The organism is Variovorax sp. 38R, assembly GCF_014843395.1.
GTDB classification, from domain to species: Bacteria; Pseudomonadota; Gammaproteobacteria; order Burkholderiales; family Burkholderiaceae_C; genus Variovorax; species Variovorax paradoxus_H.
Map to the genome: position 1 here is coordinate 6,257,279 of NZ_CP062121.1, position 17,021 is coordinate 6,274,299.

Annotated in this window: 20 protein-coding genes and 1 tRNA gene; 8 read left to right on the plus strand and 13 right to left on the minus strand. The window is 65.1% G+C overall.

Annotation, left to right across the window (positions count from 1 at the left end):
* The first annotated feature begins 84 nt into the window (after positions 1-84).
* Complete coding sequence (locus IG196_RS29045) at positions 85-1,014, plus strand: LysR family transcriptional regulator (protein ID WP_192194029.1); 930 nt, start codon at positions 85-87, stop codon at positions 1,012-1,014.
* Between the two features lie 71 nt (positions 1,015-1,085).
* Positions 1,086-2,120 carry a Bug family tripartite tricarboxylate transporter substrate binding protein gene (locus tag IG196_RS29050; RefSeq protein ID WP_192194030.1) on the plus strand — a complete coding sequence of 345 codons (1,035 nt, stop codon included), beginning with the start codon at positions 1,086-1,088 and terminating at the stop codon, positions 2,118-2,120.
* A gap of 33 nt (positions 2,121-2,153) precedes the next feature.
* Here IG196_RS29050 and IG196_RS29055 read toward each other — a convergent pair whose 3' ends face one another.
* Together IG196_RS29055 and IG196_RS29060 are read right to left on the minus strand one after the other, a co-directional pair.
* A complete protein-coding gene (locus IG196_RS29055; protein WP_192194031.1) occupies positions 2,154-2,483 on the minus strand; it encodes a DUF1840 domain-containing protein in 330 nt (109 codons plus the stop codon).
* A 17-nt stretch (positions 2,484-2,500) separates the two neighbouring features.
* The gene (locus IG196_RS29060; RefSeq protein WP_192194032.1) at positions 2,501-3,772 is read right to left on the minus strand and encodes a class I SAM-dependent methyltransferase; all 1,272 of its coding nucleotides are present in this window, start codon (positions 3,770-3,772) and stop codon (positions 2,501-2,503) included.
* A 119-nt stretch (positions 3,773-3,891) separates the two neighbouring features.
* Between IG196_RS29060 and IG196_RS29065 the strand changes: the two genes are divergently transcribed.
* The 6 genes from IG196_RS29065 to IG196_RS29090 are packed head-to-tail and all read left to right on the plus strand — an operon-like array spanning position 3,892 to position 10,841.
* Entirely contained in the window at positions 3,892-6,276 is a 2,385-nt protein-coding gene (locus IG196_RS29065) for a bifunctional salicylyl-CoA 5-hydroxylase/oxidoreductase (protein WP_192194033.1), read from the plus strand.
* Position 6,277: 1 nt separating this feature from the next.
* On the plus strand, positions 6,278-6,757 hold the full coding sequence (locus IG196_RS29070; protein WP_101491458.1) for a MarR family winged helix-turn-helix transcriptional regulator: 480 nt from the start codon (positions 6,278-6,280) through the stop codon (positions 6,755-6,757).
* A complete protein-coding gene (locus IG196_RS29075; protein WP_192194034.1) occupies positions 6,754-7,608 on the plus strand; it encodes an enoyl-CoA hydratase family protein in 855 nt (284 codons plus the stop codon). The genes IG196_RS29070 and IG196_RS29075 overlap by 4 nt, the downstream gene beginning before the upstream one ends.
* 8 nt (positions 7,609-7,616) lie before the next feature.
* Complete coding sequence (locus IG196_RS29080; RefSeq protein ID WP_192194035.1) at positions 7,617-8,810, plus strand: acyl-CoA dehydrogenase family protein; 1,194 nt, start codon at positions 7,617-7,619, stop codon at positions 8,808-8,810.
* Between the two features lie 4 nt (positions 8,811-8,814).
* Positions 8,815-10,446 (plus strand): AMP-binding protein, encoded by a 1,632-nt coding sequence (locus IG196_RS29085; protein ID WP_192194036.1) that lies wholly within the window; start codon positions 8,815-8,817, stop codon positions 10,444-10,446.
* Complete coding sequence (locus IG196_RS29090) at positions 10,443-10,841, plus strand: RidA family protein (protein WP_056576966.1); 399 nt, start codon at positions 10,443-10,445, stop codon at positions 10,839-10,841. The genes IG196_RS29085 and IG196_RS29090 overlap by 4 nt, the downstream gene beginning before the upstream one ends.
* Before the next feature lie 206 nt (positions 10,842-11,047).
* Here IG196_RS29090 and IG196_RS29095 read toward each other — a convergent pair.
* The 11 genes from IG196_RS29095 to rpsE form a co-directional block, all read right to left on the minus strand.
* Positions 11,048-11,124, minus strand: a tRNA-Met gene (locus IG196_RS29095).
* An 18-nt stretch (positions 11,125-11,142) separates the two neighbouring features.
* Entirely contained in the window at positions 11,143-11,541 is a 399-nt protein-coding gene (gene rplQ, locus IG196_RS29100) for a 50S ribosomal protein L17 (protein ID WP_056576970.1), read from the minus strand.
* Between the two features lie 86 nt (positions 11,542-11,627).
* On the minus strand, positions 11,628-12,617 hold the full coding sequence (locus tag IG196_RS29105; protein ID WP_101491463.1) for a DNA-directed RNA polymerase subunit alpha: 990 nt from the start codon (positions 12,615-12,617) through the stop codon (positions 11,628-11,630).
* 142 nt (positions 12,618-12,759) lie between these two features.
* Complete coding sequence (gene rpsD, locus IG196_RS29110) at positions 12,760-13,383, minus strand: 30S ribosomal protein S4 (RefSeq protein WP_056576976.1); 624 nt, start codon at positions 13,381-13,383, stop codon at positions 12,760-12,762.
* Positions 13,384-13,513: 130 nt separating this feature from the next.
* Complete coding sequence (gene rpsK, locus IG196_RS29115; protein ID WP_009124825.1) at positions 13,514-13,918, minus strand: 30S ribosomal protein S11; 405 nt, start codon at positions 13,916-13,918, stop codon at positions 13,514-13,516.
* A gap of 12 nt (positions 13,919-13,930) precedes the next feature.
* A complete protein-coding gene (gene rpsM / locus IG196_RS29120) occupies positions 13,931-14,296 on the minus strand; it encodes a 30S ribosomal protein S13 (protein WP_101491464.1) in 366 nt (121 codons plus the stop codon).
* Between the two features lie 23 nt (positions 14,297-14,319).
* On the minus strand, positions 14,320-14,433 hold the full coding sequence (gene rpmJ, locus IG196_RS29125; protein ID WP_013544106.1) for a 50S ribosomal protein L36: 114 nt from the start codon (positions 14,431-14,433) through the stop codon (positions 14,320-14,322).
* A 64-nt stretch (positions 14,434-14,497) separates the two neighbouring features.
* Complete coding sequence (gene secY / locus IG196_RS29130; protein WP_101491465.1) at positions 14,498-15,811, minus strand: preprotein translocase subunit SecY; 1,314 nt, start codon at positions 15,809-15,811, stop codon at positions 14,498-14,500.
* 27 nt (positions 15,812-15,838) lie between these two features.
* On the minus strand, positions 15,839-16,270 hold the full coding sequence (rplO, locus tag IG196_RS29135) for a 50S ribosomal protein L15 (RefSeq protein ID WP_101491466.1): 432 nt from the start codon (positions 16,268-16,270) through the stop codon (positions 15,839-15,841).
* A gap of 11 nt (positions 16,271-16,281) precedes the next feature.
* Positions 16,282-16,464: a 50S ribosomal protein L30 gene (gene rpmD / locus IG196_RS29140; RefSeq protein WP_019653974.1), complete on the minus strand. Its 183-nt coding sequence runs from the start codon at positions 16,462-16,464 to the stop codon at positions 16,282-16,284.
* A gap of 35 nt (positions 16,465-16,499) precedes the next feature.
* Positions 16,500-17,018, minus strand: coding sequence for a 30S ribosomal protein S5 (gene rpsE, locus IG196_RS29145; RefSeq protein ID WP_099793806.1), 519 nt, complete (start codon positions 17,016-17,018; stop codon positions 16,500-16,502).
* Positions 17,019-17,021 lie beyond the last annotated feature (3 nt).

The following is a 17,021-nucleotide window of genomic DNA, read 5'->3' on the forward strand; positions in this document are numbered from 1 at the left end:
CGGAATTCCATTCCGTTTGCGGTAGCCATCAATCAGCCCGATCAGATTCAACCCAAAGTTGAAGATGAGCGCCAGAATCGCGGCATGGAACCGCTCAATCACCTCGAATCTTTCGTGCAGAGCGCCGAGGGCGGCAGCTTCTCGGCGGCGGCACGGCGCCTGGGGCTGACGCCGGCGGCGGTCAGCAAGAACGTGGCGCGGCTCGAGGCGCGGCTGGGCGCGCGGCTGTTCCAGCGCAGCACGCGGCGGCTCACGCTGACCGAGGCCGGTGAGCGCTTTTTGGCGCAGGTCGGCGGCGCGCTGGCCACGCTGCAGGACGCGGTGGCCGGCCTTGCGCAGGACGATGGCCAACCCTCGGGCACGCTCAAGGTGAGCATGGGCCAGGCCTTCGGGCGCGAGCATGTGCTGCCGTTCATGGGCGACTTTCTGGCGCGCTACCCAGGCATCGTGCCCGACTGGCATTTCGACAACCAGCAGGTCGACCTGATCGGCGAGGGCTTCGACGCGGCCATCGGCGGCGGCATCGCGCTGTCGCCCGGCGTGGTGGCGCGCGAGCTGGCGCGCATCCACGTGGTCGCGGTGGCGGCACCGGCCTACCTGGCGGGGCGCGCGCTGCCCGCGCACCCGGCCGATCTGGCGCGCTTCGACGTGCTGCTGCGCCGCTCCTCGCCCACGGGCCGGCTGCGGCCCTGGACGCTGCGGCACGCGCGCGGCGAAGAAACCATGGTCGAGTTGCCGACGCGCCCGCGCGCGATCTTCAACGACCCCGAGGCCATCGCGCAGGCGGCGCTCTTGGGGCTCGGCGTGGCGATGCTGCCGATGCCTTTCGTGGAGCGCGGCCTGCGCAGCGGCGCGCTGGTGCGGCTGCTGCCCGCGTGGTACCAGGATTCGGGCGCCGTGTGGATCTACTACCCGAGCAAGAAGCTGCTGCCACCCAAGACGCGGGTGTTCGTCGACTTCGTGCTGGCGCGTTTTCGCGAGGCGCGCTTCGCGCAGCGGATGCAGGTGGGTTGAGCGGCGATGGCCCTCACAGGCCGGGGTTTTTACCCGCGACGCCTGCAGCGGCCCCCTGTACAAAGACGCGCATGACTTTTACCTCTCGCTCTTCTTCCGCTACTTCATCTACCCGCCGCTTCGCACTGGTCGCCACGGCGGCGGCCACCCTTGCGCTGCTGGGCGGCACCGCGCACGCGCAGGCCACCTGGCCGACCAAGCCGGTGCGCATCGTCGTGCCCTTCGCGGCCGGCGGCACCACCGACATCCTGGCGCGCGCGGTCGCGCCCGAACTGTCGAAGGCCTTTGGCCAGCAGTTCATCGTGGACAACCGCGCGGGCGCCGGTGGCAACGTGGGCGCCGAGATCGTCGCGCGCGCCCCCAACGACGGCTACACGCTGCTGATGGGCACCGTGGGCACGCACGGCATCAACCGCGCTCTGTACCCCAAGCTGCCCTTCGATCCGATCAAGGACTTCGTGCCCGTCACGCTGGTGGCCGCGGTGCCGAACGTGATGGAGATGAACGCCGAAACAGCCAAGAAGCTGAACATCCGCAACGTGCAGGATTTCATCAAGTACGCGAAGGCGAATCCCGGCAAGCTGAACATGGCCTCGAGCGGCAGCGGCACCTCGATCCATCTGGCGGGCGAACTCTTCAAGAGCATGACCGGCACCTTCATGGCCCACATTCCGTACAAGGGCTCGGGCCCGGCGCTGCTGGACATGGTGGGCGGCAATGCCGATGTGATGTTCGACAACCTGCCGTCGTCGATGGCACAGATCAAGGGCGGCAAGCTCACGGCGCTGGCCGTGACCAGTTCGCAACGCTCGCCCGCGCTGCCCGATGTGCCGACGGTGGCAGAAGCCGGCGGCCCCGCGCTCAAGGGCTACGAGGCGAGCTCATGGTTCGGGTTGCTGGCACCGGCCGGCACGTCGCCCGAGATCGTGAACCGCATCCAGCAGGAAGTGGCGAAGTCGCTGGGCACGCCGGCGATCAAGGAAAAGATGCAGGCGCAGGGCGCCATCCCGAGCGGCAATTCGCCGGCCGACTTCACGAAGCTCATCGCGAGTGAGCATGTGAAGTGGGCAAAAGTCGTGAAAGACTCCGGCGCAAAGGTGGACTGATCGTCCGGCCCAGGGCCGCTCAGATCAAGCGGCTCAGGTCCCCCAGGTCACATCCTTGCTGTCGGCCTGTGAGTCCTTGAGCATGTGCAGCAGCGGCGCGGCGCGCTGGTGCAGGCCGACATGCTGCTTCTCTGCATCGGCGTCGTGGCCTTCCACGGCATGGTCGTCGTGGTTGTGCACGGCAGGCTTGGTGCTTTCGCGGGCCAGTGCAGCCTCGAGGGCGGCGATGGCGGACGGAATCTGCTCGACCGTGATGATGCCCTGCGGCGCGGCCGATTTGCCGACGATGTCGAGCAGTTGGCGCGCATGCACCTCGAGCATCACGAAGTCAGGAGCGGCCCGGGATTTGAAGCGGTAGAGCATGGTGTTGGGGTCCTCACTTATTTGTAGATGTAGTCACGGGCAAAAGGGTACACCGATTGCGCGCCGCGCAAGACGCCTGCGCGCCCTACATTGCCGTCAGGCTTTGTCGACAGCATCTGATGCAAGGAGATCCATCCCTGCTCGAAACTCATGGCCGAGCCCGCGAGGTACAGACGGTAGGCGCGAAGAATGCGCTCGGCGTTCTCGCCCTGGCGCCCACCGCTGCGACTGAGCACTTCGCGCGCGGCATCGAGCTGCGCCTCGAGCGCATCGGACCACGCCCACAGCGTGCGCGCGTAGTGCGGGCGCAGGCTCTCGGTGTCGACCATCTCCAGCCCGGCCGCCGCGGTCTCGCGCAGCACGTGCGTCACGTGCAGCAACTCGCCACCGGGGAAGATGTATTTCTCGATGAAGTCGCCCATGCCCGCGCCGAGCTGGCGGTAGTTCAGCTCGCCCGAGGTGATGCCGTGGTTGAGCACCAGCCCGCCCGGCTTGAGCAGCGTGTGGATCTTGTGGAAGTAGGTCGGCATGTTGGCCGCGCCCACGTGCTCGAACATGCCCACCGACGAGATCTTGTCGAAGGGCTGGTCGTCGGGCAATTCGCGGTAGTCGCGCAGCTCCACGCGCACGCGATCCTGCAGCCCTTTTTCTTCGATGAGCCGCTGCACATGCGCGTGCTGGTTCTTCGACAGCGTGATGCCGGTGGCGTCCACGCCGTAGTGCTCGGCCGCCCACAGCAGCAATGCGCCCCAGCCTGAGCCGATATCGAGGTAGCGCTCGCCGGGCTGCAGCATGAGCTTGCGACAGATGTGGTCGAGCTTGGCCTCTTGCGCCTGCGCCAGCGTGAGTTCGGGCGTGCGGAAGTAGGCGCATGAATAGACGCGGCGCGGGTCGAGCCACAGCGCGTAGAAATCGTCGGAGACGTCGTAGTGGAACTCGATCTGCGCGGCGTCCTTGCGCAGCGAGTGCGAGCCGCGCGACTTGGCGCGGTGCTGCAGGCGGCTCCACCAGCTGGTGTCGGTCTCGGCGGGGTTGCCGGGCAACAGGCCGACGGTGGCGTCAATCAGGTCGCGCATGGCGCCCTCGATCTGCACCTTGCCCTCGACGTAGGCCTCGCCGACGGCCCCGACCTGCCGGCCGGCCAGCTTCGCCAGCACCGACCACTCCTTGAAAGCCAGCGTCACGCGTGAACCCGCCTGGGCGACCCGGCGCCCGTCGGGCAGCTCCAGTGCGATGGGCACGGGCAGCGAGGCCAGCTGCGACTCGATCTTGGGTATCAAGTGTTGCATCCGTCCATGGTATTGATTTTTCAAAGAATTTGCATGACATCCCACCTGGGAGCGGGTCGGCGGGCTCTGCAGAGAACCCCTCGTTGACAACAGATCGTTTATGCCTAAACTATTCAACCATGAACAGCTTGACCTCCCCCCGCCTCGCGCCCGCCTCGGACCTCCAGCGCATCCTGTGCATCGGTGGGGGTCCGGCCGGCCTGTATTTCGCCCTGCTCATGAAGGCCCGCAACCCGGCGCTGCAGATCACGGTGGTGGAGCGCAACCGCCCCTTCGACACCTTCGGCTGGGGCGTGGTGCTGAGCGACCAGACGCTGGGCAACCTGCGCGCGGCCGACGGCCCCACGGCCGCGCTCATCGGCAACGAGTTCCACCACTGGGACGACATCCAGGTCTTCTTCAAGGGCCGCCAGGTGCGCTCGGGCGGCCACGGCTTCTGCGGCATCGGCCGCAAGCGCCTGCTGAACATCCTGCAGGAACGCTGCCTCGAACTCGGCGTGGAGCTGGTGTTCGAAACCGACGCCACCGACGACCAGGCCATTGCCGCGCAGTACAAGGCCGACCTCGTCATTGCGAGCGACGGCCTCAACAGCCGCATCCGCCAGCGCTACGCCGACGTGTACAAGCCCGACGTCGACCTGCGCAACTGCCGCTTCGTGTGGCTCGGCACGCACCAGACCTTCGACGCCTTCACCTTCGCTTTCGAAGAGACCGAGCACGGCTGGTTCCAGGCGCACGCCTACCAGTTCGACGACAAGACCTCGACCTTCATCGTCGAGACGCCCGAAGCCGTGTGGAAGGCCCACGGCCTCGACCAGATGGAACAGCCCGAGGCCGTTGCCTTCTGCGAGAAGCTGTTCGCCAAGTACCTGGGCGGCCACGCGCTCATCAGCAACGCCACGCACCTGCGCGGCTCGGCCAACTGGATCCGCTTTCCGCGCGTGGTGTGCGAGCGCTGGACGCACCGCATCGACGTCGACGGCCGCTCGGTGCCCGTCGTGCTCATGGGCGACGCCGCGCACACGGCGCACTTCTCGATCGGCTCGGGCACCAAGCTCGCGCTCGAAGACGCGATTGACCTGGCCAACGAATTCGAACAGGGCGGCACGCTCGACCATGTGCTCGAAGGCTATGAAGCCCGCCGCAGCGTCGAGGTGCTGAAGATCCAGAACGCCGCGCGCAACTCCACCGAATGGTTCGAGAACGTGCCGCGCTACACGGGCATGGAGATCGAGCAGTTCGCCTACTCGCTGCTCACGCGCTCGCAGCGCATCAGCCACGAGAACCTGCGCGTGCGCGACACGCAATGGCTCGGCGGCTACGAGCAGTGGCTCGCAGGCGGCAAGGCGATGGCACCGATGCTGATGCCGCTGAAGGTGCGCGGCCTCGAACTCAAGAACCGCATCGTGGTCTCGCCGATGGCCACCTACAGCGCCGTCGATGGCGTGCCACAAGACTTCCTGCTGGTGCACCTGGGCGCACGCGCGCTCGGTGGCGCCGCGATGGTCTGCGTCGAGATGACGAGCCCGACGCCCGAAGGCCGCATCACGCCGGCCTGCACGGGCCTGTACAACGACGCGCAGCAGGCCGCGTTCAAGCGCATCGTCGACTTCGTGCACACACAGTCGAGCGCGAAGATCGCGATCCAGCTCGGCCACAGCGGCCCCAAGGGCTCGACGCGCGTGGGCTGGGAAGGCACCGACGAACCCCTCGAAAGCGGCAACTGGCCGGTGCTCGGCGCGAGCGCCCTGCCCTACGGTGAACAGAACCAGCTGCCGGCCGCGATCACGCGCGCCGAGATGGACACGCTGCGCGACCAGTTCGTCGACTCGACACGCCGCGCGGTCGAGTGCGGCTTCGACTGGCTCGAGCTGCACTGCGCGCACGGCTACCTGCTGTCGGCCTTCATCAGCCCGCTCACCAACCAGCGCACCGACGAATACGGCGGCGACATCGAAGCGCGCTGCCGCTACCCGCTCGAAGTGTTCCGCGCGATGCGCGCCGTGTGGCCCGCGGACAAGCCCATGAGCGTGCGCATCTCGGCGCACGACTGGGCCCCAGGCGGCAACACCGATGCCGACGCCGTGGTGGTCGCACGCCTCTTCAAGGAGGCCGGTGCCGACTTCATCGACGTGTCGTCGGGCCAGACCACGCGCGGTGCCAAGCCCGTGTACGGCCGCATGTACCAGACGCCGTTCGCCGATCGCATCCGCAACGAGGTCGGCATCTCGACCATCGCGGTGGGCGCCATCACCGACGCCGACCAGGCCAACAGCATCATCGCGGCCGGCCGCGCCGACCTGTGCGCCGTGGCGCGCCCGCACCTGGCCGACCCCGCCTGGACGCTGCACGAAGCCGCCAAGCTGCAAAGCCGCGACGTCGACTGGCCCAAGCAGTACCTGAGCGGCCGCGACCAGATGTACCGCGAGATCGCCAAGCAGCAGCAGATCGCCGCGGCCACCGCTGCCGCAGGCCGCGCGGCCGACACCGAAGAGACGCACTGACATGGACCTCGAAGCACGCGCCCACAGCGAGCACCCCGAGGCGCTGCGCCTCTGGCTGCGCATGCTCACCTGCACGCAGCTGGTGGAGAAGCAGGTGCGCAACGGACTGCGCGCGCAGTTCGCCACCACGCTGCCGCGCTTCGATCTCATGTCGCAACTCGAGCGCTCGCCCGACGGCCTGAAGATGAACGAGCTCTCGCGCCGCATGATGGTCACGGGCGGCAATGTCACCGGCATCACCGACCAGCTCGTGACCGAAGGGCTGGTGGAGCGCATCAACGTCGAGGGCGACCGCCGCGCCTGGCGCGTGCGCCTCACGCCGCGCGGACGCAAGCTCTTCAACGAGATGGCGCAACAGCACGAAGACTGGATCGTCGAGGCTTTTTCAAGCCTCAACCCCAAGGAGATCGCGCAGCTTCACAAGCTGCTCGGCAAGGTCAAGCAACATTCCCACAGCAGCCAATTGGCGGAGACCGCATGAAGCACTACATCGGCGCAAGCAATCCCATGCGCGCGCAATTCGAACCCAAGGCCGACTACAAGGCCGAGCACTTTGCCTGGAGCTATGAGGCCGGCGTCGGCACCATCACGCTGAACCGCCCCGAGCGCAAGAACCCGCTGACCTTCGACTCGTACGCCGAGCTGCGCGACCTGTTCCGCGCGCTGACCTACGCGACCGACGTGAAGGTCATCGTCGTCACCGGCGCCGGCGGCAACTTCTGCTCGGGCGGCGACGTGCATGAAATCATCGGCCCGCTGACGGGCATGCGCATGCCCGAGCTGCTCGAGTTCACGCGCATGACGGGCGACCTCGTGAAGGCCATTCGCAACTGCCCGCAGCCCATCGTCGGCGCGATCGACGGCGTGTGCGCCGGCGCCGGCGCGATGATCGCGCTGGCCTGCGACCTGCGCTACGGCACGCCCGCCACGCGCACCGCGTTCCTGTTCACCCGCGTGGGCCTGGCCGGCGCCGACATGGGCGCCTGCGCACTGCTGCCGCGCGTGATCGGCCAGGGTCGCGCCTCGGAGCTGCTGTTCACCGGCCGCGCCATGACCGCCGACGAAGGCCAGGCCTGGGGCTTCTTCAACGCACTGCACGACAGTGCCTCGCTGCTCGACGCCGCCACCAAGGTCGCGCGCGACCTGGCCGAAGGCCCGAGCTTCGCGCACGGCATGACCAAGACCATGCTCGCGCAAGAGTGGTCGATGACCATCGACCAGGCCATCGAGGCCGAAGCGCAGGCACAGGCGATCTGCATGCAGACCGAAGACTTCAAGCGCGCCTACGAGGCCTTCGCGGCCAAGCGCAAGCCGGTGTTCGGCGGAGACTGACGCGCATCATGATGACCAAGATCCCCGCCCCACCTTCGACCGCGCACCTCGCGCTGCCGTTCTTTGACGACGCGCACCGCGCGCTCGCCAACGACCTGCTGCCCTGGTGCGCCGCCCAGGAGATCGATGAGCGCGACGACCGCGCCGCCTGCCGCGAATGGGTGCGCCGCCTCGGCGACGCCGGCTGGCTGCGCTACGCGGTGCCCGGCAGTGCCGGCGGCGCGCTCGAACGCCTCGATTCGCGCGCGCTCGTGCTGCTGCGCGAAACGCTCGGCTACCACTCGCCACTGGCCGACTTCGCGTTCGCGATGCAGGGCCTGGGCAGCGGCGCGATCACGCTGGACGGCACGCCCGAGCAGCAGTCGCAGTACCTCACCGCTGTCGGGAAGGGCGCGAAGATCGCGGCCTTCGCACTCAGCGAACCCGAGGCCGGCTCCGACGTCGCAGCGATGGCGATGCGCGCCGAGCCCACCGCCGACGGCTGGTGCCTGAACGGCGAGAAGACCTGGATCAGCAACGGCGGCATCGCCGACTTCTACTGCGTGTTCGCGAAGACCGACCCCACGGCCGGCACGCGTGGCATCACGGTGTTCATCGTCGACGCGACGACGCCAGGGCTCGACACCTCGGCCCACATCGACGTGATGGCGCCGCACCCGCTGGCCACCTTGCGCTTCGACAACTGCATCGTGCCGCGCACGGCGCAGCTGGGCACGCTGAATGGCGGCTTCAAGCTCGCGATGCGAACGCTCGACATCTTCCGCGCGTCGGTGGCTGCGGCCGCGCTCGGCATGGGGCGCCGCGCGCTCGCCGAAGCCATCTCGCACGCCAAGGGCCGCCGCATGTTCGGCCAGACGCTGGCCGACTTCCAGCTCACGCAGGCCAAGCTCGGCGAGATGGCCGCGCTGATCGACAGCGCCGCGCTGCTGACCTACCGCGCCGCGTGGATGCGCGACGACGCCGAGCGCCGTGGCGCGCCGGCGGTCGGCGACGTGTCGGCGGCCGCCGCCATGGCCAAGATGTGCGCCACCGAAAACGCGAGCCGCGTGATCGACATGGCGCTGCAGATGCATGGGGGACTCGGCGTGAAGGTAGGCACCAAGATCGAAAGCCTGTATCGGGACATCCGCTCGCTGCGCATTTACGAAGGCGCGACGGAAGTCCAGCAGCTGATCATCGGAAAATCCGTTTTGCGGGGGTGAAATCGTGTCTGCCCAAGTCGATCGCTTCGTTCATGACCGCCTGCCGCCTGCCGCGCAGCTGCCTGTCTTTCGCTACGACCTGCCCGAGCTGCAGTTCCCCGACCAGCTGAACCTGGTCGAGGAGCTGCTGGACAAGGCGGTCGCCAAGGGCTTCGGCGACCGGCCGATGCTGCGCTCGCCCGCCGGCGTGCTCACCTACGCCCAGGCGGGCGTCGAGGTGAACCGCATCGCCCAGGTGCTGGTCGAGGATCTCGGGCTCGTGCCCGGCAACCGCGTGCTGCTGCGCGGCGGCAACTCGGTGTGGATGGCGCTGTCATGGCTGGCCGTGGTCAAGGCCGGGCTGATCGCGGTGGCGACGATGCCGCTGCTGCGCGCCAAGGAGCTCGGCGAGATCATCGAGAAATCGCAGCCCGTGGCCGCGCTGTGCGAAGGCCGCCTGCTCGAGGAGCTGGTGGCCGCGCAGCAGATCCACCCCGTGCTCGCGACGGTGATTGCCTTCAACCAGCCCGACGCACCCGATTCGCTGTCGGCGCGCGCCGCCGGCAAGAGCGGCGTGTTCCAGGCCTGCCCCACGGCGGCCGACGACATCGCGCTGCTCGCCTTCACCTCGGGCACCACGGGCAAGCCCAAGGCGCCCGTCACCACGCACCGCGACGTGGTCGCCATGTGCCAGACCTGGCCGCGCCACGTGCTGCGCGCGCGCAGCGACGACATCGTGGTCGGCACGCCGCCGCTGGCCTTCACCTTCGGGCTCGGCGGTCTGCTGATCTTTCCGATGTGGGCCGGTGCGTCGGTGTACTTCCCGGACGGATCGTTCTCGCCCGAAGCACTCGTGAAGCTCATCAACGAGGTCGGCGCGACCATCTGCTACACCGCGCCCACTTTCTATCGCCAGATGGCGCCCTTCGTCCGGCAGCACGGGGCGCCGAGCCTGCGCATCTGCGTGAGCGCAGGCGAGGCGCTTCCCGACGCCACGCGCCAACTCTGGAAAGACACCACCGGCATCGAGATGCTCGACGGCATCGGCGGCACCGAGGTGTTCCACATCTACATCTCGGCCGCCGGCGACGAGGTGCGCCGCGGCGCCGTCGGCAAGGCGGTGCCGGGGTTCACGGCCAAAGTGGTCGACGACCAGGGCAACGAAGTGCCGCGCGGCACGGTCGGCAAGCTGGCGTTGCAAGGGCCGGTCGGCTGCCGCTACCTCGACGATCCGCGCCAGGCCGACTACGTGAAGAACGGCTGGAACTACCCCGGCGACTCGTTCGTGCAGGATGACGACGGCTACTTCTTCTATCAGGCGCGTGCGGACGACATGATCATCACGGCCGGCTACAACGTCGGCGGACCGGAAGTGGAAGATGCGCTGCTCAAGCACCCGGCCGTGGCCGAGTGCGGCGTGATCGGCAAGCCCGACGCCGACCGCGGCATGATCGTGAAAGCCTTCTGCGTGCTCAAGCCCGGCAACACCGGCGACGCAGCGATGGCGAAGGCCCTCCAGGACCACGTGAAAGCCACCATCGCCCCCTTCAAGTACCCGCGGGAGATCGAGTTCGTGACGGCGCTGCCGCGCACCGAAACCGGCAAACTCCAGCGCTTCAAATTGAGACAACTCAACAGCGAGACACCATCATCATGACGAACAAACTGATTCAGCCTCCCGGCTGGTTGCCCCCGAAGGGCTATGCAAACGGCATCGCCGCGCGCGGCACGCAAGTGTTCGTTGGCGGCCAGATCGGCTGGAATGCCCAGCAGCAGTTCGAATCCGACGACTTCATCGACCAGTGCGGCCAGGCCCTGCGCAACATCGCCGAGGTGCTGCGCGAAGCCGGCGCCGGCCCCGAGCACATGGTCCGCATGACCTGGTATGTGACGGACCGCGACGAGTACAGCCGGCGCCTGTCCGAGCTCGGCCCGGTCTACCGCGACGCGCTGGGCCGCAACTTCCCGGCGATGACCTGCGTGCAGGTGGCGGCGCTGGTGGAGCACCGCGCGAAGGTGGAGATCGAGGTCACGGCGGTCATTCCGGACTGATCCCGCGCTTGGGCTGCGCCTCATCGCAGTCCCTCAGGCGCCTTCGCTGCGCACGTTCTCGAAACCGGCCTCTTTGCGGGGCCGGTCCAGAAACAGAAAAGCCCTCTTCGCGAGGGCTTTTTTTTGCGTCGGATTTCGACCGGGAATTTCCAAACGAATTGGGCCAAAGAAAAAGGCCCTTTGATTTCTCAAAGGGCCTTTTAAATTGGTTGCGCGAGCAAGATTTGAACTTGCGACCTTTGGGTTATGAGCCCAACGAGCTACCAGGCTGCTCCATCGCGCGGCAAGTATAAATTATAGCTTATTCAGCGGCGTTTTGCTCAGCGCCAGCATCTTTAATTTCAGCACGGTCGACCAGTTCGACGAGCGCCATCGGGGCGTTGTCGCCCACGCGGAAACCCATCTTCAGGATGCGGGTGTAGCCGCCCGGACGCGCCGCGAAACGCGGGCCGAGTTCGCCGAAGAGCTTGACGACGCTGTCGCGGCTGCGCAGGCGGTCGAAGGCCAGACGCTTGTTGGCGAGCGTGGGCTTCTTGGCGAGCGTGATCATCGGTTCGATGACGCGGCGCAGCTCCTTGGCCTTGGGGACCGTGGTCTTGATGACTTCGTGCTCGATGAGCGAATTCATCATGTTCTGCAGCATCGCAAGGCGGTGCGAGCTGGTGCGGTTGAGTTTGCGAAGTCCGTGTCCGTGACGCATGGTGCTTTTCCTTTACTTTATTAAACAGGCAGCCGTATCAGGTACTGCCCGGGCACGAGCCCTCAGGGGCTCAATTCAAACAAAAATCAACGCTTGTCGAGACCGGCCGGCGGCCAGCTTTCAAGCTTCATACCCAAGGTCAGGCCGCGCGAAGCGAGGACTTCCTTGATTTCGTTGAGCGACTTGCGACCCAGGTTCGGGGTCTTGAGCAGCTCGTTCTCGGTGCGCTGAATCAGGTCACCGATGTAGTAGATGTTTTCGGCCTTCAGGCAGTTGGCCGAACGCACCGTCAGTTCGAGTTCGTCGACAGGGCGCAGCAGGATCGGATCGAATTGCTGGGCGCTGCGCGGTGCGGGTGCATCGAATGCAGCGAGTTCGCCGCCTTCGAGCTGCGCAAACACGGCGAGCTGTTCAACCAGAATTTTAGCCGATGCGCGAACCGCATCTTCGGCGCTGATCGCACCGTTGGTTTCGATCTCGACCAGCAGCTTGTCCAGGTCGGTACGCTGTTCGACACGGGCGCTTTCGACGGTGTAGCTCACGCGCTTGACGGGCGAGAACGACGCGTCCAGAACGATACGGCCGATCGACTTAGTCGGCTCGTCCGCATAGCGGCGCATCGTGCCGGGCACGTAGCCGCGACCCTTTTCGACCTTGATCTGCATGTCGAGCTTGCCGCCTTGCGAGAGGTGCGCGATCACGTGGTCAGGGTTGATGATCTCGACGTCGTGCGGGGTCTGGATGTCCGATGCGAGGACCGGGCCTTCGCCGTCCTTGCGCAGGCTCAGCGTGACTTCGTCGCGGTTGTGGAGCTTGAACACCACGCCCTTGAGATTCAGCAGGATGTTGACGACATCTTCCTGCACGCCGTCGATCGACGAGTACTCATGCAGAACGCCAGCGATCGTGACTTCGGTGGCCGAGTAGCCGACCATGGACGACAGCAGAACGCGACGCAGCGCGTTGCCGAGCGTGTGGCCGTAGCCGCGCTCGAAAGGTTCGAGCGTGACCTTGGCCTTGTTGGGGGCAAGTTGCTCGACCTGGATGGTCTTGGGTTTCAGCAGGGTGGTTTGCATGCAGACTTCCTCTCAATACCCCCGGCTCGTTACACCGGTAAGGCTGGTGAAGCGCCTGATCCGCAACAGAGTGCGGAGCAGGAACGTGAACAACAATATCAATCTCCCGTCGACGCACAGACGCGCAGGCGGGTAGAGAAAATCAACGCGAATACAGTTCGACGATCAGCGATTCGTTGATGTCGGCTGCGAATTCGTCGCGATCCGGGACCTTCTTGAAGGTGCCTTCGGCCTTGTCGGCGTTCACATCGACCCAGGCCGGCATGCCGACTTGTTGGGCGAGTTGCAGCGCTTCGACAATGCGGTTCTGCTTCTTCGACTTTTCGCGCACTGCGATCACGTCGCCGGTCTTGACCAGGTACGACGGGATGTTGACCGACTGGCCGTTCACGGTGATCGCCTTGTGCGACACGAGCTGGCGTGCTTCGGCGCGCGTCGAGCCGAAGCCCATGCGGTAGACCACGTTGTCCAGGCGCGACTCAAGGATGAACAGCAGGTTGGCGCCGGTGTTGCCACGGCGGCGATCGGCTTCTTCGAAGTAGCGGCGGAACTGCTTTTCGAGCACGCCGTACATGCGCTTGACCTTCTGCTTCTCACGCAGCTGCAGACCGTAGTCGGAGGTGCGCTGACCCGAGGTGCGACCATGCTGGCCGGGCTTGGAGTCGAACTTGGCCTTGTCCTGGATCGAACGGCGGGCGCTCTTCAGGAACAGGTCGGTGCCTTCACGGCGGGAAAGTTTGGCCTTGGGGCCGAGGTAACGTGCCACGGTATTTCCTTGGTGTCATCTGCCGCAGTTGCCTGCGGGAGCCGTCGGCGGATGTGCCGATGGCGGTGGGCTTAGTGAAAAAACAAATGCGCAGCCGCTCGAAAGCTGGCTGCGCCTTGCGGACTGACGATCAGATGCGGCGACGCTTCTGGGGACGGCAGCCGTTGTGCGGAACGGGCGTCACGTCGGCAATGGAATTGATCCGGATGCCGAGCGCAGCCAGGGCGCGCACCGACGACTCGCGACCAGGACCGGGGCCCTTGATCTCGACGTCGAGGTTCTTGATACCTTGTTCGACAGCAGCACGGCCGGCCACTTCGGAAGCGACCTGCGCAGCGAACGGGGTCGACTTGCGCGAGCCCTTGAAGCCCTGGCCACCCGACGAAGCCCACGACAGGGCGTTGCCCTGGCGATCGGTGATCGTGATGATGGTGTTGTTGAACGAGGCATGCACGTGGGCGATACCGTCCGCAACGTTCTTGCGAACCTTCTTGCGAACGCGCTGTGCGGCGTTGTTTGCAGGTGCTTTAGCCATGCTTGTCTATCCTTATTTCTTCAGGGACTGCGCAGCCTTGCGCGGACCCTTGCGGGTGCGGGCATTGGTGCGCGTGCGCTGGCCGCGCATCGGCAGGCCGCGACGGTGACGGAAGCCGCGATAGCAGCCGATGTCCATCAAACGCTTGATGTTCATCGTCGTCTCGCGACGCAGATCGCCTTCGATCGTGAACAGAGCGATCTGGTCACGGATCTTCTCGAGATCGCCGTCGGTCAGATCTTTGATCTTCTTCGAATATTCGATGCCGCTCGCTTCGCAGATTTGACGGGCGCGGGTGCGACCGATTCCGAAAATGGCGGTCAGGCCGATTTCAGTGTGCTTGTGCGGCGGGATGTTGATGCCAGCAATACGTGCCATGTGCGTCCTCTAATACTCTTCAATCAACCCTGGCGCTGCTTGTGGCGCGGGTCGGTGCAAATCACACGCACCACACCTTTACGGCGGATGACCTTGCAATTACGGCAGATGGTTTTGACCGAAGCCGAAACTCTCATTTCATTCTCCTAAAACTGTTTAACGTGGCGGTCTACCGCCCGGACTCAAAACTGAAACACAGCCCTACGATGTCTTGAAGTTCGCCTTCTTCAGCAGCGATTCGTACTGCTGGGACATCATGTAGTTTTGCACCTGGGCCATGAAGTCCATCGTGACAACCACGATGATCAGCAGGGAGGTACCACCGAAGTAGAACGGCACGTTGTACTTCAGGATCAGGAACTCGGGCAGCAGGCAGACGAAGGTGATGTACACCGCGCCGGCCAACGTCAGGCGAACCAGAATCTTGTCGATATAGCGAGCGGTCTGGTCACCCGGGCGAATGCCAGGAATGAATGCACCACTCTTCTTCAGGTTGTCGGCCGTTTCCTTGCTGTTGAACACGAGTGCCGTGTAGAAGAAGCAGAAGAAAACGATCGCAGCGGCATACAGCAGCACATAGATCGGCTCACCCGGGCGCAGTGCGCTTGCGATGTCCTTGATCCAGCGGAAGCCACCTTCACCGGTGCTGAACCAGCCCACCACCGTTGCCGGCAGCAGAATGATCGACGACGCGAAGATCGGAGGAATCACACCGGCCATGTTCAGCTTCAGGGGCAGGTGCGACGATTGACCGCCGTAGACCTTGTTGCCAACCTGGCGCCGCGCATAGTTCACGAGGATCTTGCGCTGACCGCGTTCCACGAACACCACGAAGTAGGTGACCAGCACCACGACAGCAATGATGAAGAGCGCAACGATGGGATTCATCGCACCGGTCGTCACCAGCGAAGCCAAGCCGCCGATAGCGCCCGGCAGACCGGCCGCGATACCTGCAAAGATCAGGATCGAGATGCCGTTGCCCAGGCCGCGTTCGGTGATCTGCTCGCCGAGCCACATCAGGAACATCGAACCAGCGGTCAGGCTCACCATGGCGGTCAGGCGGAAGCCGAAACCGGGGGCGATCACCAGACCGGCCGACGATTCGAGGGCCACTGCGATGCTGAACGACTGGAACAGAGCCAGGCCGAGCGCGCCATAGCGCGTGTACTGCGTGATCTTGCGGCGACCGGCCTCGCCTTCCTTCTTCAATTGCTCGAAGGTCGGAAGCACGTAGGTCATTAGCTGCATGATGATCGACGCCGAGATGTACGGCATGATCCCCAACGCGAACACGGTGAAGCGCGAGAGCGCCCCGCCCGAGAACATGTTGAACAGGCTCAGAATGCCGCCCTGCTGGCCCTGGAAGAGCGCTGCCAGCTGGTCCGGGTTGATACCCGGCACAGGAATGTGCGCGCCAATCCGATAGACCACGAGCGCGAGCAGCAAAAAGACGAGCCGACGACGGAGGTCGCCGAACTTGCCTGTTTTTGCGATCGTTGCCGCGTTAGTTGCCACGAAGAACTTCTTTCAGTCCGAAGGTGATCAGGCGAAGCTGCCGCCGGCTGCTTCGATCGCAGCCTTGGCACCAGCGGTCGCACCCACGCCCGTCAGCTTGACGGCCTTGGTGAGTTCACCGGTCTTGATGATCTTGACGACCTTGGCGAGCTGGCCCACGAGGCCGGCTTGCTTCAGTGCCAGGACATCGACTTCGGCCAGGCCGAGCTGCTCGAGAGCAGTCAGCGTGACTTCGGCGTTGAACTTCAGCAGGTGCGACTTGAAACCACGCTTGGGCAGGCGACGTTGCAGCGGCATTTGGCCGCCTTCGAAACCAACCTTGTGGAAACCGCCCGCACGCGACTTCTGACCCTTGTGACCGCGACCTGCGGTCTTGCCGATGCCAGAGCCGATACCGCGGCCGACGCGACGCTTGGCGTGCTTGGCGCCAGCTGCCGGCTTGATGCCATTGAGTTCCATATCAGTCTCTCTTACAGAACTTTGACCAGATAACTGATCTTGTTGATCATGCCGCGCACTGCGGGCGTGTCTTGCAGCTCGCTCACGCTATTGAGCTTGCGCAGGCCGAGGCCACGCACGGTCGCGCGATGCGATTCCTTGGTGCCGATCGGGCTCTTCACCAGCTGCACCTTGAGGGTTTGTTGTTGCGTCATTTGAATGCTTCCTTCAGCCTTGCGAGAGCTTGCGCTCAGGCGAAGATTTCTTCGACGGTGAGGCCGCGCTTGGCAGCCACATTGCCGGCCGTCGTCGAGTTCTTCAACCCGTCGAGCGTGGCGCGAACCATGTTGTAGGGGTTCGACGAACCATGGCTCTTGGCCACGATGTCGGTGATGCCCATGACTTCGAACACGGCGCGCATCGGGCCGCCGGCGATGATGCCGGTACCCTTGGGAGCCGGATACATCACGACCCTGGCGGCACCATGATGGCCTTGCACCTGGTGGTGCAGCGTGCCGTTCTTGATCGCAGCCTTGAACAGGTTGCGACGGGCTTCTTCCATTGCCTTCTGCACGGCAGCAGGCACTTCCTTCGACTTGCCCTTGCCCATGCCGACGCGGCCTTCACCGTCACCGACCACGGTCAGTGCTGCGAAACCGAGGATACGACCACCCTTCACCACCTTGGTGACGCGGTTGATCGCGATCATCTTCTCGCGCAAACCGTCTTCAGGACCTTCGTTCTGCGTTCTTGCTTGAATCTTTGCCATTTT

Excerpts from the sequence above, each read along its gene's own strand:
- IG196_RS29045 (WP_192194029.1), top strand. The coding sequence starts at position 85 with ATGGAACCGCTCAATCACCTCGAATCTTTCGTGCAGAGCGCCGAGGGC.
- IG196_RS29050 (WP_192194030.1), top strand. The coding sequence starts at position 1,086 with ATGACTTTTACCTCTCGCTCTTCTTCCGCTACTTCATCTACCCGCCGC.
- IG196_RS29055 (WP_192194031.1), bottom strand. The coding sequence starts at position 2,483 with ATGCTCTACCGCTTCAAATCCCGGGCCGCTCCTGACTTCGTGATGCTC.
- IG196_RS29060 (WP_192194032.1), bottom strand. The coding sequence starts at position 3,772 with ATGCAACACTTGATACCCAAGATCGAGTCGCAGCTGGCCTCGCTGCCC.
- IG196_RS29065 (WP_192194033.1), top strand. The coding sequence starts at position 3,892 with ATGAACAGCTTGACCTCCCCCCGCCTCGCGCCCGCCTCGGACCTCCAG.
- IG196_RS29070 (WP_101491458.1), top strand. The coding sequence starts at position 6,278 with ATGGACCTCGAAGCACGCGCCCACAGCGAGCACCCCGAGGCGCTGCGC.
- IG196_RS29075 (WP_192194034.1), top strand. The coding sequence starts at position 6,754 with ATGAAGCACTACATCGGCGCAAGCAATCCCATGCGCGCGCAATTCGAA.
- IG196_RS29080 (WP_192194035.1), top strand. The coding sequence starts at position 7,617 with ATGATGACCAAGATCCCCGCCCCACCTTCGACCGCGCACCTCGCGCTG.
- IG196_RS29090 (WP_056576966.1), top strand. The coding sequence starts at position 10,443 with ATGACGAACAAACTGATTCAGCCTCCCGGCTGGTTGCCCCCGAAGGGC.
- rplQ (WP_056576970.1), bottom strand. The coding sequence starts at position 11,541 with ATGCGTCACGGACACGGACTTCGCAAACTCAACCGCACCAGCTCGCAC.
- IG196_RS29105 (WP_101491463.1), bottom strand. The coding sequence starts at position 12,617 with ATGCAAACCACCCTGCTGAAACCCAAGACCATCCAGGTCGAGCAACTT.
- rpsK (WP_009124825.1), bottom strand. The coding sequence starts at position 13,918 with ATGGCTAAAGCACCTGCAAACAACGCCGCACAGCGCGTTCGCAAGAAG.
- rpsM (WP_101491464.1), bottom strand. The coding sequence starts at position 14,296 with ATGGCACGTATTGCTGGCATCAACATCCCGCCGCACAAGCACACTGAA.
- rpmJ (WP_013544106.1), bottom strand. The coding sequence starts at position 14,433 with ATGAGAGTTTCGGCTTCGGTCAAAACCATCTGCCGTAATTGCAAGGTC.
- rplO (WP_101491466.1), bottom strand. The coding sequence starts at position 16,270 with ATGGAACTCAATGGCATCAAGCCGGCAGCTGGCGCCAAGCACGCCAAG.
- rpmD (WP_019653974.1), bottom strand. The coding sequence starts at position 16,464 with ATGACGCAACAACAAACCCTCAAGGTGCAGCTGGTGAAGAGCCCGATC.
- rpsE (WP_099793806.1), bottom strand. The coding sequence starts at position 17,018 with ATGGCAAAGATTCAAGCAAGAACGCAGAACGAAGGTCCTGAAGACGGT.